At 69.6% G+C, this 13,352-nt stretch carries 16 protein-coding genes; 12 read left to right on the top strand and 4 right to left on the bottom strand.

Annotated features, from left to right (window positions below):
• Nucleotides 1-115: 115 nt before the first annotated feature.
• Nucleotides 116-1,444: a nicotinate phosphoribosyltransferase gene (locus tag ACIRJR_RS29350; RefSeq protein ID WP_403786133.1), complete on the bottom strand. Its 1,329-nt coding sequence runs from the start codon at nt 1,442-1,444 to the stop codon at nt 116-118.
• Nucleotides 1,445-1,532: 88 nt separating this feature from the next.
• On the opposite strand from ACIRJR_RS29350, the gene clpS reads away from it, so the two are divergent.
• From clpS to ACIRJR_RS29385, 7 genes are all read left to right on the top strand, one after another.
• A complete protein-coding gene (gene clpS / locus ACIRJR_RS29355; RefSeq protein ID WP_031100168.1) occupies nt 1,533-1,841 on the top strand; it encodes an ATP-dependent Clp protease adapter ClpS in 309 nt (102 codons plus the stop codon).
• A 40-nt stretch (nt 1,842-1,881) separates the two neighbouring features.
• Nucleotides 1,882-2,469 carry a DUF2017 domain-containing protein gene (locus tag ACIRJR_RS29360; RefSeq protein ID WP_403786135.1) on the top strand — a complete coding sequence of 196 codons (588 nt, stop codon included), beginning with the start codon at nt 1,882-1,884 and terminating at the stop codon, nt 2,467-2,469.
• 312 nt (nt 2,470-2,781) lie between these two features.
• Nucleotides 2,782-4,212 (top strand): amino acid permease, encoded by a 1,431-nt coding sequence (locus ACIRJR_RS29365; RefSeq protein WP_403786137.1) that lies wholly within the window; start codon nt 2,782-2,784, stop codon nt 4,210-4,212.
• A 113-nt stretch (nt 4,213-4,325) separates the two neighbouring features.
• Complete coding sequence (locus tag ACIRJR_RS29370) at nt 4,326-4,760, top strand: Mov34/MPN/PAD-1 family protein (protein ID WP_403786139.1); 435 nt, start codon at nt 4,326-4,328, stop codon at nt 4,758-4,760.
• Between the two features lie 117 nt (nt 4,761-4,877).
• Nucleotides 4,878-4,991, top strand: a complete 114-nt coding sequence (locus ACIRJR_RS29375; RefSeq protein ID WP_403786140.1) for a putative leader peptide — start codon at nt 4,878-4,880, stop codon at nt 4,989-4,991.
• A 112-nt stretch (nt 4,992-5,103) separates the two neighbouring features.
• Complete coding sequence (locus ACIRJR_RS29380) at nt 5,104-5,382, top strand: MoaD/ThiS family protein (protein ID WP_376380094.1); 279 nt, start codon at nt 5,104-5,106, stop codon at nt 5,380-5,382.
• Nucleotides 5,382-6,332, top strand: coding sequence for a cysteine synthase (locus ACIRJR_RS29385; RefSeq protein ID WP_358979423.1), 951 nt, complete (start codon nt 5,382-5,384; stop codon nt 6,330-6,332). Before ACIRJR_RS29380 ends, ACIRJR_RS29385 begins: the two co-directional genes overlap by 1 nt.
• A gap of 70 nt (nt 6,333-6,402) precedes the next feature.
• Here ACIRJR_RS29385 and ACIRJR_RS29390 read toward each other — a convergent pair whose 3' ends face one another.
• Entirely contained in the window at nt 6,403-6,885 is a 483-nt protein-coding gene (locus ACIRJR_RS29390; protein WP_403786143.1) for a type II toxin-antitoxin system PemK/MazF family toxin, read from the bottom strand.
• A 173-nt stretch (nt 6,886-7,058) separates the two neighbouring features.
• On the opposite strand from ACIRJR_RS29390, the gene ACIRJR_RS29395 reads away from it, so the two are divergent.
• A complete protein-coding gene (locus tag ACIRJR_RS29395; protein ID WP_403786145.1) occupies nt 7,059-7,811 on the top strand; it encodes an MBL fold metallo-hydrolase in 753 nt (250 codons plus the stop codon).
• Nucleotides 7,812-7,922: 111 nt separating this feature from the next.
• On the opposite strand, the gene ACIRJR_RS29400 is transcribed toward ACIRJR_RS29395, so the two are convergent.
• Nucleotides 7,923-9,188, bottom strand: a complete 1,266-nt coding sequence (locus tag ACIRJR_RS29400) for a PTS transporter subunit EIIC (RefSeq protein WP_403786147.1) — start codon at nt 9,186-9,188, stop codon at nt 7,923-7,925.
• A gap of 248 nt (nt 9,189-9,436) precedes the next feature.
• The gene (locus ACIRJR_RS29405) at nt 9,437-10,693 is read right to left on the bottom strand and encodes a PTS transporter subunit EIIC (protein WP_403786149.1); all 1,257 of its coding nucleotides are present in this window, start codon (nt 10,691-10,693) and stop codon (nt 9,437-9,439) included.
• Between the two features lie 221 nt (nt 10,694-10,914).
• On the opposite strand from ACIRJR_RS29405, the gene ACIRJR_RS29410 reads away from it, so the two are divergent.
• From ACIRJR_RS29410 to rdgB, 4 genes are all read left to right on the top strand, one after another.
• The gene (locus tag ACIRJR_RS29410; RefSeq protein WP_014156020.1) at nt 10,915-11,148 is read left to right on the top strand and encodes a glucose PTS transporter subunit EIIB; all 234 of its coding nucleotides are present in this window, start codon (nt 10,915-10,917) and stop codon (nt 11,146-11,148) included.
• Nucleotides 11,149-11,442: 294 nt separating this feature from the next.
• Entirely contained in the window at nt 11,443-12,180 is a 738-nt protein-coding gene (rph, locus tag ACIRJR_RS29415) for a ribonuclease PH (protein ID WP_403786151.1), read from the top strand.
• A gap of 101 nt (nt 12,181-12,281) precedes the next feature.
• On the top strand, nt 12,282-12,671 hold the full coding sequence (locus ACIRJR_RS29420; RefSeq protein WP_403786153.1) for a hypothetical protein: 390 nt from the start codon (nt 12,282-12,284) through the stop codon (nt 12,669-12,671).
• Between the two features lie 21 nt (nt 12,672-12,692).
• Nucleotides 12,693-13,295, top strand: a complete 603-nt coding sequence (gene rdgB, locus ACIRJR_RS29425) for an RdgB/HAM1 family non-canonical purine NTP pyrophosphatase (RefSeq protein WP_403786155.1) — start codon at nt 12,693-12,695, stop codon at nt 13,293-13,295.
• Nucleotides 13,296-13,352 lie beyond the last annotated feature (57 nt).

Genomic DNA, 13,352 nt, shown 5'->3' on the forward strand with positions numbered 1-13,352 from the left:
GGTGGGGATCGCCACCGAGCCTAGAGACTCGGCGCACCCTGCGGGAGGGGGCACACGCCTCGGCTCTCGCGCCGTGCGAGGCGCGGCGGCCCTGGGGCCCGGGCCCGGTCCCCTCTCACACGTACTCGGTGGGCAGCACCGGCTCTCCACGGGACAGCTGCATCGCCGACATCGGCAGCCCCGCCCGCGCCGCGACGTGCCGGTCGCGGGCCGCCTCCAGAGGCTCGCGTCCGACCACCTCGCCGCCCCTGACCAGCTCCACCTGCAACTGCCGGTCCGCCAGCTCCGCCGGAACCTCGCCGCTGCCGATCACCTCGGCCTCGGCCGCCCCGGCCTCGTCCAGCCGGCGGGCCGCCCACTTGCGGCCGCCCCTGGACGACTTCGCGCCCAGCGACTTCTTCGCCACCGGCAGCAGCGGATCGGCCGTGTCGGCGGAGCCCGCGCGCGCGACCAGCTTGTAGACCATGGAGCACGTCGGGTGCCCGCTCCCGGTGACCAGCTGCGTGCCCACCCCGTAGGCGTCGACGGGGGCGGCGGCCAGCGAGGCGATGGCGTACTCGTCCAGGTCGGACGTCACCACGATCTTCGTCTCCGTGGCACCCAGCTCGTCGAGCTGCTGCCGGACCCGGTGCGCGACGAGCAGCAGGTCGCCCGAATCGATGCGTACGGCGCCGAGCTCCGGCCCCGCGACCTCCACCGCCGTGCGGACGGCCTCCGTCACGTCGTACGTGTCGACCAGCAGCGAGGTGCCCCGGCCCAGCGAGTCCACCTGTGCCTGGAAGGCGTCCCGCTCGCTGTCGTGCAGGAGCGTGAAGGCGTGCGCGCTCGTCCCCACGGTCGGGATGTTGTACCGGAACCCGGCCGCCAGGTCCGAGGTGGTGTGGAAGCCGCCGATGTACGCGGCACGGGCCGACGCCACCGCCGACAGCTCGTGCGTGCGCCGCGCGCCCATCTCGATGAGGCGGCGGCCGCCCGCGGCGGCCGACATCCGGGACGCGGCGGCGGCGATCGCCGAGTCGTGGTTGAGGATCGAGAGGATCACGGTCTCCAGCAGCACGCACTCGGCGAAGGACCCCTCGACCCGCAGGAGCGGCGAGCCCGGGAAGTACACCTCGCCCTCCGGGTAGCCCCAGATGTCCCCGCTGAAACGGTAGTCGGCCAGCCAGTCGACGGTCGGGGCGTCCACGACCTTCTGGTCGCGCAGGAAGCCGAGCATCTCGTCGTCGAAGTGGAAGTTCTCCACCGCGTCCAGCACCCGCCCGGTGCCCGCGACGACGCCGTAGCGCCGGCCCTCGGGCAGGCGCCGGGTGAAGGCCTCGAAGACGGAGCGCCGGCCGGCGGTGCCCGCCTTCAGTGCCGCCTGCACCATCGTGAGCTCGTACTGGTCGGTGAAGAGCGCGGTCGACGGCACACCGACCCGTCGCCCAAGGTCCGCTGAGTTCATGCCGGGGATGCTACTCCCTATTCGTCAAAGTGACGAGATGGGGGCGCCGTTTGTGCGCCTGCCCCTGTCTGGTGGCAGCATGGGGTAGGTGAGCGTTGCTGCCCCCGTAGAGATCGAACGTCCCGAATCGGCCGAGGAGACCTTCGCCGTCCCTGAGCCCGATGTCCCCTGGGTGACGCTGGTGCACAACGACCCGGTGAACCTCATGAGCTATGTGACGTATGTCTTCCAGGCCTACTTCGGCTACTCGAAGGACAAGGCGCACAAGCTGATGCTCGACGTCCACCAGAAGGGCCGCGCGGTCGTCTCCAGCGGCAGCCGCGAGGAGATGGAACGCGACGTCCAGGCCATGCACGGCTACGGGCTCTGGGCCACGCTGACCCAGGACCGCAACTGACCCACCGCTGCCCTCCGTCCGACCCATCATCGGAGAATTCATGGCCGGCCACTTCGAGGCCACCCCCGGCGGCGGCGCGTCCGTCGCGCTCGACGAGGTCGAGATCGCCATCCTGCGCTCCCTCGCCGTCCAACTGCTCGAACTGATCGGCCCCGGCGACGAACCCGCCGAGGGTGAGGACCCGCTGGCCGCCCTGTTCGCGGAGGGGCCCAGCGAGCCGCCCACCGATCCCGCCCTGGCCCGGCTCTTCCCCGAGGCCTACGGCGACGGGGACAAGGAGCTGCGCGAGGCGTCCGCCGAATTCCGCCGCTTCACCGAGAATGACCTGCGCGCCCACAAGCGCGAGGACGCCCTCGCGGTCGTGCGGTCGCTGGACGCGCTCTCGCCGGTCTCGGACGGCGGCGCGGTGCTCTCCCTCGCTCCCGACGAGTGCCGCCACTGGCTGGGCTCGCTCAACGACCTCCGGCTGACCATCGGCACCCGCCTCGAGGTGTCGGACGAGGACGAGGGGCAGGACGGCTCGCTCTACCGCCTCCCCGACAGCGATCCGCGCAAGCCCATGGTGATGGCCTACCTCTGGCTCGGCGCCCTCCAGGAAACCCTGGTCGAAACACTCATGCCCGACTGACGCCCGACCGGGCTGCCGGATTCGCTCAACAGATGCTCAAATCCGAATAACGATCCCGTCACCTGAATGGCCTTCTTTGCCGTGCCTGGAAACGCTTGTCCGCTTTTTCCTGTGGCGTGCGCCACATAATGTCCGATGGCTCCTCCCGGCGGGCGTGATAGATCTTCACGACCGCCCGGGGACGCCACCCCTGTCCCCGGGGGCGCTACGAGCCGGCCGAACGCCGGCGGCACTCCATCCATATCCGGGGGGATCAGGACCTGATCCGACGCCGACGACGGCGCGGATCGGCGTGGAGAAAGGCGCACCACCATGACATCGGCGCAGGTCGACAACGGGCAGCCGGACGGCCAGGGGGCCGTCGAGGCCCCGGCGGGCGAGGGCTACCAGCGTGGCCTGGGGGCCCGCCAGATCCAGATGATCGCGATCGGCGGAGCCATCGGCACCGGGCTCTTCCTCGGCGCGGGCAAGGCCATCGACAGGGCCGGGCCCAGCCTCATCCTGGCGTACGCCATCGCGGGCCTCGTCATCTTCTTCATCATGCGCGCCCTGGGCGAACTCCTCATGTACCGCCCGGTGTCCGGCTCCTTCTCGGAGTACGCGCGTGAATTCCTCGGCCCCTTCTTCGGATTCGTGACCGGCTGGACCTACTGGCTCTTCTGGGTCGTCACCGGAATCACCGAAGTCACCGCCGCGGCCACCTATATGACGTACTGGTGGGATATCCCGCAGTGGCTCTCGGCACTGGTGTTCACCTTCATTCTGTACGGCGCCAACCTGATCTCGGTGAAACTCTTCGGCGAGCTCGAGTTCTGGTTCTCGATGGTCAAGGTCACCGCGATCCTCGGCATGATCCTCATCTGCGCCGGCGTGCTCACCCTCGGCTTCTCCGACGCCGGTGACACCGCGACCGTCGCCAACCTGTGGAACGACGGCGGCTTCTTCCCCGAAGGCATCAGCGGCACGCTGATGACCCTCCAGATCGTGATGTTCGCCTTCCTCGCCGTCGAACTGGTCGGCGTCACCGCGGGCGAGTCCAAGGACCCGAAGACCGTCCTGCCCAAGGCCATCAACACCGTGCCGTGGCGCATCGCCGTCTTCTACGTCGGCGCGCTGATCATGATCCTCTCGGTCGTCCCGTGGTCCACCTTCAAGCCCGGCGTCTCGCCGTTCGTCGCCGCGTTCGAGGAGATGGGACTCGGCGTCGGCGCCGCGATCGTCAACTTCGTCGTGCTCACCGCCGCGCTCTCCTCCTGCAACTCCGGCATGTACTCCACCGGCCGCATGCTGCGCGACCTCGCGCTCAACGGCCAGGGCCCCAGGGCCTTCACCAAGCTGACGAAGAACGGCCTCCCGCTCGTCGGCACCACGTTCTCCGCCGCGCTGATGCTCGTCGGCGTCTGGATCAACTACCAGTGGCCGGGCGACGCCTTCAACTACGTCGTCTCCTTCGCGACCATCTCCGGCATGTGGGCCTGGATCATGATCCTGATCTGCCAGATCCGCTTCCGCGCCAAGGCCGACCGAGGCGAGCTGCCCCAGTCCACCTTCAAGGCTCCGGGGGCACCCTTCAGCAGCTGGTTCGCCCTCGCCTTCATCGCCCTCGTCATCGTCATGATGGCCATCGACAAGGACGCCAGGATCTCGCTGTACTGCGCACCCGTGTGGGGCCTCCTCCTCGGCGTCTCCTACCTCGTGCTCAAGGCCCGCAACCCCGACAACACCGCCTTCGCCAAGCGCTGACCCGCGCCGCGGCGCCTCCGGGACACCGGCCGCCCCAACGGCCACGTCCGGCATCCGGGCCCTTCCGTACCACCCCTCGGTACGGAAGGGCCCGTCTGCTTATCCTGGGCGCCATGCTGACCATCACCCAGGCGCTCCACGACCAGATCGTCGCGCACTCCCGCGCCGACCACCCCGACGAGGCGTGCGGCGTCGTCGCCGGTCCCGCGGGAACGGACCGCGCCGAACGCTTCGTCCCCATGCTCAACGCCGCGCGCTCACCCACGTTCTACGAGTTCGACTCCGGGGACCTGCTGAAGCTCTACCGCGAGATGGACGACCGCGACGAGGAGCCGGTGATCATCTACCACTCCCACACCGCGACCGAGGCCTACCCCTCCCGCACCGACCTCACCTACGCCAACGAACCCGGCGCCCACTACGTGCTGGTCTCCACCGCGGACACCGACGACGCCGGCCCCTTCCAGTTCCGCTCGTACCGCATCGTGGACGGTCAGATCACCGAGGAAGAGGTCGAGGTCGTCGAGGCGTACGCGCCGTCAGCCTGACGCCCGGGACGTATCCGGAGCCTCCGACTCCGCAGCATGTCCGACCGGTGAACGCTCACCATCCACCATGTGGGATCACACTCCGGGTTCGGGGTGGGGAATCGATACGATGAGCGCATGGTTCCCCATGACGTGAGCGACAAGACGCCGGGCATGCTGCTCGTCGCGCGCCTGCACGTCGACCTGTGCAGGATCTCCAGCGCGATGTGTCCGGCTGCCGCCTGCCCGTGAACCGCCCGGCCTGAGCCGCGGTCCGAGCGCACCACGTACGCACCACCCCCGCGCGGGGGCACACAAACGCGCGCCCCACGCCACCTCCCCGCTTTCGACAGGAGCCCACGCCATGGCCATCGAGGTCCGCATCCCGACCATCCTCCGCACCTACACCGACGGCGCCAAGGCGGTCGAAGGCAGCGGGGAGACCCTCGCCGACCTCCTGACCGACCTGGAGACCCGCCACAACGGCATCCGCGAGCGCATCGTCGACGGCGACCAGCTGCGCCGCTTCGTGAACGTCTACCTCAACGACGAGGACGTCCGCTTCCTCGACGGCATCTCCACCAAGCTCGCCGACGGCGACAACGTCACCATCCTCCCGGCCGTCGCCGGCGGCATGCGCTGATGCGGTACGACTCCCCGCTGGCGGCCGTGGGCAACACCCCCCTCGTCCGCCTCCCGCGGCTGTCCCCGTCCGAGGACGTCCGGATCTGGGCCAAGCTCGAGGACCGCAACCCCACCGGCTCGATCAAGGACCGCCCCGCGCTCCACATGGTCGAGCAGGCGGAGAAGGACGGCCGCCTGACACCCGGCTGCACCATCCTCGAACCCACCAGCGGCAACACCGGCATCTCGCTCGCCATGGCGGCCAGGCTCAAGGGCTACCGCATCGTGTGCGTCATGCCGGAGAACACCTCGCAGGAACGGCGCGACCTCCTCACCATGTGGGGCGCCGAGATCATCTCCTCGCCCGCCGCCGGCGGCTCCAACACCGCCGTACGCGTGGCCAAGGAGCTCTCCGCCGAGCACCCCGACTGGGTCATGCTCTACCAGTACGGAAACCCGGACAACGCGGGCGCCCACTACGCCACCACCGGCCCGGAGATCCTCACCGACCTCCCGTCCATCACCCACTTCGTGGCAGGACTCGGCACCACGGGCACCCTCATGGGCGTCGGCCGCTACCTCCGCGAGAACAAGCCCGACGTCACCGTCGTCGCCGCCGAACCGCGCTACGACGACCTCGTCTACGGCCTGCGCAACCTCGACGAGGGCTTCGTACCCGAGCTCTACGACGCCTCCGTACTCACCACCCGCTTCTCCGTCGGCTCCGCCGACGCCGTCACCCGCACCCGGGAGCTCCTCCAGCAGGAGGGCATCTTCGCGGGCGTCTCCACCGGCGCCGCACTCCACGCCGCGATCGGCGTCGGCCGCAAGGCCGTCAAGGCCGGCGAGTCCGCCGACATCGTCTTCGTCGTCGCGGACGGCGGCTGGAAGTACCTGTCGACCGGCGTCTACACCGCCCCCACGACGGAAGCCGCCATCGAGACCCTGCACGGACAGCTCTGGGCGTAACGGCCCACCGGCCGAGAACCTCCGGGCGGCGCGGGGCGGCAGCACACCCCGCCCCGCGCCGCCCGCACACTCAGCCCAGCCCGCGCACCCGCCCCCACACCCCCGGGTCCAGCTCGCCCGCCTTACGGCGGAACCCCGACAGCGCCACGTCCCGCAGCTCGTCCGTCTCCAGGAAGCTCCGCCGGCCCCGCGCGTCACCCACCGCACCGGGCGGCAACGCGATCACCCCCGGCCGCTCCTCATGATGCCTGCTGGTGATCTTGGCGACCACCGCCGTGCCACCCCGCACCGACAGCACCAGGCACGGCCGGTCCTTCGACCCGGGCCCGTCCTCGTACGGCACGTCGGCCCACCAGATCTCCCCGGGCCGGGGAGCCCCGTGCGGGCGCCCCCTCTTCCGCTCAGGAGCATGCCCCGGAGCGGCACCCGCCGGACGGGTCCGCCCGCCCGGACGCCGAGGCCCGCGCCCGCCCCGGCCCCGCGCGTCGGAGACCGCGGCCACCAGAGCCAGCAGGACGACGGCAGCCAACGCCACCCACCACCATGTGTTCATCACCCGACCGTACCGGCGACCGACGCCACCCCGGCCTTCCATCGAACCGGTGACAGCACAGGTGAGTTCCCCCACAACGGCAGGCCCTGGAGGAGCGACCAGCGGTTTCGCGCCTTACGCTCGACGGACCGCACGAACCCTCCCCGTTCCCAGGCCTCGGAGGTTCACGCTCCATGAAGCTCACCGTCGTCGGCTGCTCCGGCTCGTTCCCGTCCGCGGGTTCGGCATGCTCGAGCTACCTCGTAGAGGCCGACGGCTTCCGGCTGCTCCTCGACATGGGCAACGGCGCCCTGGGCGAGCTGCAGCGCCATGTGGGTCTCTACGACCTCGACGCCATCTTTCTCAGCCACCTCCACGCCGACCACTGCATCGACATGTGCGCGTACTTCGTCGTCCGCTACTACCGCTTCGACGGGGGACGGCCCGCCCCCCTCCCCGTCTACGGCCCCGAGGGCACCGAGCAGCGGCTGACCACGGCACACGCCGACACCCCGTCCGAACACGCGATGGGGGAGGTCTTCGACTTCCACACGCTGAAGTCCGGCTCCTTCGAGATCGGCCCCTTCTCCGTCCGCACGGAGAAGCTCCTCCACCCCGTCGACACCTTCGGCATCAGGATCGAGCACGACGGACGCACCCTCACCTACTCCGGCGACACCGGCACCTGCGACGCGCTGGCCGAACTCGCCGAGGACGCCGACCTGTTCCTCTGCGAAGCATCGTTCATCCATGGCAAGGAGGACATCCCGGACCTCCACCTCAACGGCCGCGAAGCGGGCGAATACGCCGCGGCCGCCGGAGCGGGACGCCTCGTCCTCACCCACATCCCGCCGTGGACCGACGCCGAGCGCAACCTCGCCGACGCCCGCGAGGTCTACGACGGCCCCGTCGAGCTGGCGGCCCCCGGCGCGGTCTACGACATCTAGCACCGCGTCACACGGACGCCGCCTGATCCGGCACCAGGAACGCGCGACGACGGCGAAGCCCCGTCCTCCACGTGGGAGGACGGGGCTTCGCCGTCGTGCGGGGCGGCCGGACTACTTGGCCTCGGCCTTCTGGAGCTCGGCGAGCTCCTCGTCGGACTCACGGCCCGGCGTCGGCAGGTTGAACTTCGTGATCGCGAAGCGGAAGACCACGTAGTAGACCACCGCGAAGCAGAGACCCACCAGCACCAGCAGCCAGGGCTTCGACGCGATGCCCAGGTTCAGCAGGAAGTCGACCAGACCGGCCGAGAAGCCGAAGCCGTCCTTCATGCCGAGTGCCCAGGTCAGGGCCATCGAGACACCGGTCAGCACCGCGTGGATCGCGTACAGCACCGGCGCGATGAACATGAAGGTGAACTCGATCGGCTCCGTGACACCCGTGACGAACGAGGTCAGCGCGAGCGAGAACATCATGCCGCCGACGACCTTGCGGCGCTCCGGACGGGCACAGTGGACGATCGCCAGGCACGCCGCCGGGAGGGCGAACATCATGATCGGGAAGAAGCCGGTCATGAACTGTCCGGCGTTCGGGTCACCGGCGAGGAAGCGGGCGATGTCACCGTGGGCGCCGTCGTACTCGCCCGCCTGGAACCACGGGAAGGAGTTCAGCAGGTGGTGCATGCCGACCGGGATCAGCGCGCGGTTGGCGACACCGAAGATGCCCGCGCCGACAGCGCCGGAACCGACCAGCCACTCACCGAAGTTGTGCAGGCCCGTACCGAGCACCGGCCAGATGAGGCCGAAGACGATGCCGATGACCAGACCCGCGAAGGCGGAGAGGATCGGGACCAGACGGCGGCCGCTGAAGAAGCCCGCCCAGTCGGGCAGCTTCGTCCGGTAGAACTTCTGGTACAGCAGGGCCACGACTATGCCCATCACGACACCGCCGAGCACACCCGCGTTGACCGGGGCGTCGTTCATGACGATCTCGCCGTCGGCGACGCTCGCGACCTGCGGCAGGTTGCTGTCCGTGAAGGTGGCGAGCACCTTCTGGAAGACCAGGTAGCCGGTGACCGCGGCGAGAGCCGTGGAGCCGTCCGACTTCTTGGCGAAGCCGATGGCGATGCCGACCGCGAACAGCAGGGCCATGTTGTCGAGAATGGCGCCACCGCCGGCCGCCATGTAACCGGCCAGCTTCGTGATCACGGTGGGGAACGACTCGCGGCCGAGCATGTCGGCATTGCCGAGCCGGACCAGCAGCGCCGCCGCGGGCAGAACCGCGACCGGCAGCATCAGGCTGCGGCCGATGCGCTGCATGACAGCCATCACGCCTGCGCCCCGCTTCTTCGCGGGGGCCGCCGGAGCGGTGTCCGTACTCATCAACTTCCTCCAGTAGGCAAGGCGCCGCCAGGGACAGGATTTCGGGGGCGGCGACTCGAGGAACGCGGCGGCAGGAACGGCCGCGTGGTCTGGACCACTCAGTGGTGTAGACCAGTTTTAGCACGGTGAGGGTTAGATAAGGAACCTTCGATTCCTCACAATCTGGGGGGTAGTGCCACCGCCACCCTGGGTGACGTGGCAAAGGCCCCCGGACCAGTGGTCCGAGGGCCTGAGGGGTGGGGGAACCTCTACTTCGTGAGGTCCTCCTCCGTCCTCTCCTCCTCCTCCAAGGGCTCGCGCCCCGGGGTCTGGAGGTTGAACTTGGTGATCGCGAACCGGAAGATCACATAATAGATCACCGCGAAACACAGCCCGATCGGGATGATCAGCCACGGTTTCGTGTCCAGATGCCAGTTGACGACGTAGTCGATCAGCCCGGCGGAGAAGCTGAACCCCGCGTGCACACCGAACGCCCAGGTGACCCCCATCGAGACACCGGTCAGGATCGCGTGCACCCCGTACAGCAACGGCGCCACGAAGAGGAACGAGAACTCCAGCGGCTCCGTCACCCCCGTCACGAACGAGGTCAGCGCCACCGACAGCATCAGCCCCGACACTTCCTTGCGCCGCTCCGGCCGTGCGGTGTGGGCGATCGCCAGCGCCGCGGCCGGCAGGCCGAACATCATGATCGGGAAGAACCCCGAGGTGAACTGCCCCGCCGAAGGGTCCCCGGCGAAGAAGCGGGAGATGTCGCCCTGCACCGTCCCGTCGTCACCGGTGAACTCGCCCGCCTGGAACCAGAAGAACGTGTTGAGGAACTGGTGCATGCCGATCGGGATCAGCAGGCGGTTCGCGACACCGAAGATCGCCGCACCCCAGGCGCCCAGGTCGATCAACTGCTTGGCGAACCACGTCAGCGCGTCACCCACCGGCTGCCACAGCAGGCCGAACAGCGTCCCCAGGATCACGCAGAGGAACGCCATCAGGATCGGGACCAGGCGGCGCCCGTTGAAGAAGCCCAGCCAGTCGACCAGCTTCGTACGGTGGTAGCGCTGCCAGACGACGGCGGTCAGCAGGCCGATGATGATGCCGCCCAGGACACCCGGATTCTGCGGCACCCCGTCAGGGGTGGCCTCGGTGACGGTGTCGTCCACCGGGAACGCCGCCAGCACGCCCCGGTAGACGAGGAAGCCGACGACCGCGGCGAGCGCCGTCGAACCGTCCGCCTTCTTCGCGAAGCCGATCGCGACACCGATGCAGAAGAGCAGCGGCAGGCCCACCTCACCGTCGAGGATCGCCGTTCCGCCGTTGAGGAGGACCTTCGCGAACTTGTCCCAGAACGCGCCGTGCAACGAGGAGTCGAAGAGGTTGCCGAGGCTGACGAGAAGACCCGCCGCGGGCAGCACGGCCACCGGCAGCTGCAGGCTGCGGCCGACCTTCTGCAGTCCCTGGACCGGCCCGTTCCACCACTTCCGCTGCGGTGCGCTCGCCGCGTTCGAACTCATCGGCATCCTCCCGGAACACGCCAGGTTTGGCGGTCGTTGCAAACTGGTGTAGACCAGTTGCGATACGGTGCGGAGCCCTGCCGGAAGGCGGAGCGCCGGTGATCGTCATCATTGGGGACTGTGCGGTTACCCGCCCGTGAAGTTGGGCCAACCGTGCGTTACCGTGACGAAACGGACCCATGGTGGGCCGCCCCACGCAAGCACAGACCAGGGAGAAGGACATGGCCAGCAAGGCTGAGAAGATCGTCGCCGGCCTCGGCGGTATCGAGAACATCGACGAGATCGAAGGCTGCATCACCCGCCTCCGCACCGAGGTCCACGACCCCAGCAAGGTCGACGAAGCCGCGCTCAAGGCCGCCGGAGCCCACGGCGTCGTCAAGATGGGCACCGCGATCCAGGTCGTCATCGGCACCGACGCCGACCCCATCGCCGCCGACATCGAAGACATGATGTGACCGGCTGACCCCGCCGGCCCACCCAGGTCCCACGCGCAGGCCCCGCTCCGCCCCCGACCGGCACGGAGCGGGGCCTGCCGTGCATCCGCCCCCGCGCCTGCCCACCCCTGCGCCCGCCGCGCAACCACCCCTGCGCCCGCCGCCCCTGCGCCCGCCGCCCCTGCGCCCGCCGCCCCTGCGCCCGCCGCCCCTGCCCGTCGCGCCCGCGCCCGCCGTGAGCCCCGCCCGGCACCGCACCGCACCCGCCCATGCACCCGAACGGACCCGGCCGCCCCAGCCGATAGGCTCGACGCCATGTCTCGTATCGACGGCCGCACCCCCGAACAGCTCCGCCCCGTCACCATCGAACGCGGATGGAGCAAGCACGCCGAAGGCTCCGTACTCATCTCCTTCGGTGACACCAAGGTCTTCTGCACCGCCTCCGTCACCGAAGGCGTCCCCCGCTGGCGCAAGGGCAGCGGCGAAGGATGGGTCACCGCCGAGTACTCCATGCTGCCCCGCTCCACCAACACCCGCGGCGACCGCGAATCCGTACGCGGGAAGATCGGCGGCCGCACCCACGAGATCAGCCGCCTCATCGGCCGCTCCCTGCGCGCCGTGATCGACTACAAGGCCCTCGGCGAGAACACGATCGTCCTCGACTGCGACGTCCTCCAGGCCGACGGCGGCACCCGCACCGCGGCCATCACCGGCGCCTACGTCGCCCTCGCCGACGCCATCGCCTGGGCCCAGGGCAAGAAGATCATCAAGCACGGCCGCAAGCCCCTCACCGGCACCGTCGCCGCGGTCAGCGTCGGCATCGTCGACGGGATCCCGCTCCTCGACCTCTGCTACGAGGAGGACGTCCGGGCCGACACCGACATGAACGTCGTCTGCACCGGCGACGGCCGCTTCGTCGAGGTCCAGGGCACCGCTGAGGCCGAACCCTTCGACCGCACCGAGCTCAACGCCCTCCTCGACCTCGCCACCGCCGGCTGCACCGACCTCGCCAAGCTCCAGGAAGAGGCACTCGCGCGCACACTCGGCGAGTAAAGAAGCAACCAAATACGCAGCGCACAGCGTCGTAGCGGGTACGGGCGCACGGGTCGAACCGTGCGTCCGTCCATGTATCCACCCTGGGGAGGGACCGCACCATGGCCTCGCGCCGCCACCACCGCACCGCACTCGCCGTCACGGCCACTCTGCTGACCCTCACCGCCGCCGTCGGCTGCGGCGCCGTCGACAAGGCCCTGGACTGCGTCCGCACGGCCGATGCCATCGCCACCAGCGTCAACAACCTCCAGCAGGCGGTGTCCAACGCCTCCGAGGACGTGACCCAGGCCTCCGAATCCCTGGACCAGATCGACAAGGAGCTCAAGGACCTCGGCGACACCACGGACAACGCCGACCTGAGCAAGGCCGTCGACGACCTCCAGGCAGGCGTCACCAACGTCCGGAAGTCCATCGAGAGTGGCGACGCCACCCCTGACATCACCCCCGTCACCGATGCCGCCACCGAGATCGGCAAGGTCTGCACACCGTGAACAGGCGGCGATAATCGACGCATGACGCGCCTGATCCTCGCCACCCGCAACGCCGGGAAAATCACCGAACTCCACGCGATCCTCGCCGACGCGGGCCTGAACCACGACCTCGTCGGCGCGGACGCGTACCCCGACATCCCCGACGTCAAGGAAACCGGCGTCACCTTCGCCGAGAACGCCCTCCTCAAGGCCCACGCCCTGGCCCGGGCCACCGGCCACCCGGCCGTCGCCGACGACTCCGGCCTCTGCGTCGACGTGCTCGGCGGAGCCCCCGGCATCTTCTCGGCCCGCTGGTCGGGCGCCCACGGCAACGACGCGGCCAACCTGGACCTGCTCCTCGCCCAGCTCGGCGACATCTCCGCCCCCCACCGAGGGGCCTACTTCGCCTGCGCCGCCGCCCTGGCCCTCCCCGACGGCACGGAACGCGTGGTCGAGGGCCGCCTCACGGGCACCCTGCGCACCGCTCCGGCCGGCGGATACGGCTTCGGCTACGACCCGATCCTGGAGCCCGACGGCGAGACCCGGACCTGCGCGGAGCTCACCCCTGCGGAGAAGAACGCGATCAGCCACCGCGGCAAGGCGTTCCGGGCACTGGTGCCGGTGGTGCGGGAGCTGGTGGGGTGAGGCGCCGGATATGAAAACGGCCTACGAATCAATCCTTCGATTCGTAGGCCGTCCTCG

Origin of the sequence: Streptomyces sp. NPDC102402 (assembly GCF_044765765.1) — a bacterium.
Lineage (GTDB): Bacteria > Actinomycetota > Actinomycetes > Streptomycetales > Streptomycetaceae > Streptomyces.

Coding starts and splice junctions, on each gene's coding strand:
- ACIRJR_RS29350 (WP_403786133.1), bottom strand. CDS start 1,444: ATGAACTCAGCGGACCTTGGGCGACGGGTCGGTGTGCCGTCGACCGCG.
- ACIRJR_RS29360 (WP_403786135.1), top strand. CDS start 1,882: ATGGCCGGCCACTTCGAGGCCACCCCCGGCGGCGGCGCGTCCGTCGCG.
- ACIRJR_RS29365 (WP_403786137.1), top strand. CDS start 2,782: ATGACATCGGCGCAGGTCGACAACGGGCAGCCGGACGGCCAGGGGGCC.
- ACIRJR_RS29370 (WP_403786139.1), top strand. CDS start 4,326: ATGCTGACCATCACCCAGGCGCTCCACGACCAGATCGTCGCGCACTCC.
- ACIRJR_RS29375 (WP_403786140.1), top strand. CDS start 4,878: ATGGTTCCCCATGACGTGAGCGACAAGACGCCGGGCATGCTGCTCGTC.
- ACIRJR_RS29380 (WP_376380094.1), top strand. CDS start 5,104: ATGGCCATCGAGGTCCGCATCCCGACCATCCTCCGCACCTACACCGAC.
- ACIRJR_RS29385 (WP_358979423.1), top strand. CDS start 5,382: ATGCGGTACGACTCCCCGCTGGCGGCCGTGGGCAACACCCCCCTCGTC.
- ACIRJR_RS29390 (WP_403786143.1), bottom strand. CDS start 6,885: ATGAACACATGGTGGTGGGTGGCGTTGGCTGCCGTCGTCCTGCTGGCT.
- ACIRJR_RS29395 (WP_403786145.1), top strand. CDS start 7,059: ATGAAGCTCACCGTCGTCGGCTGCTCCGGCTCGTTCCCGTCCGCGGGT.
- ACIRJR_RS29400 (WP_403786147.1), bottom strand. CDS start 9,188: ATGAGTACGGACACCGCTCCGGCGGCCCCCGCGAAGAAGCGGGGCGCA.
- ACIRJR_RS29405 (WP_403786149.1), bottom strand. CDS start 10,693: ATGAGTTCGAACGCGGCGAGCGCACCGCAGCGGAAGTGGTGGAACGGG.
- ACIRJR_RS29410 (WP_014156020.1), top strand. CDS start 10,915: ATGGCCAGCAAGGCTGAGAAGATCGTCGCCGGCCTCGGCGGTATCGAG.
- rph (WP_403786151.1), top strand. CDS start 11,443: ATGTCTCGTATCGACGGCCGCACCCCCGAACAGCTCCGCCCCGTCACC.
- ACIRJR_RS29420 (WP_403786153.1), top strand. CDS start 12,282: ATGGCCTCGCGCCGCCACCACCGCACCGCACTCGCCGTCACGGCCACT.
- rdgB (WP_403786155.1), top strand. CDS start 12,693: ATGACGCGCCTGATCCTCGCCACCCGCAACGCCGGGAAAATCACCGAA.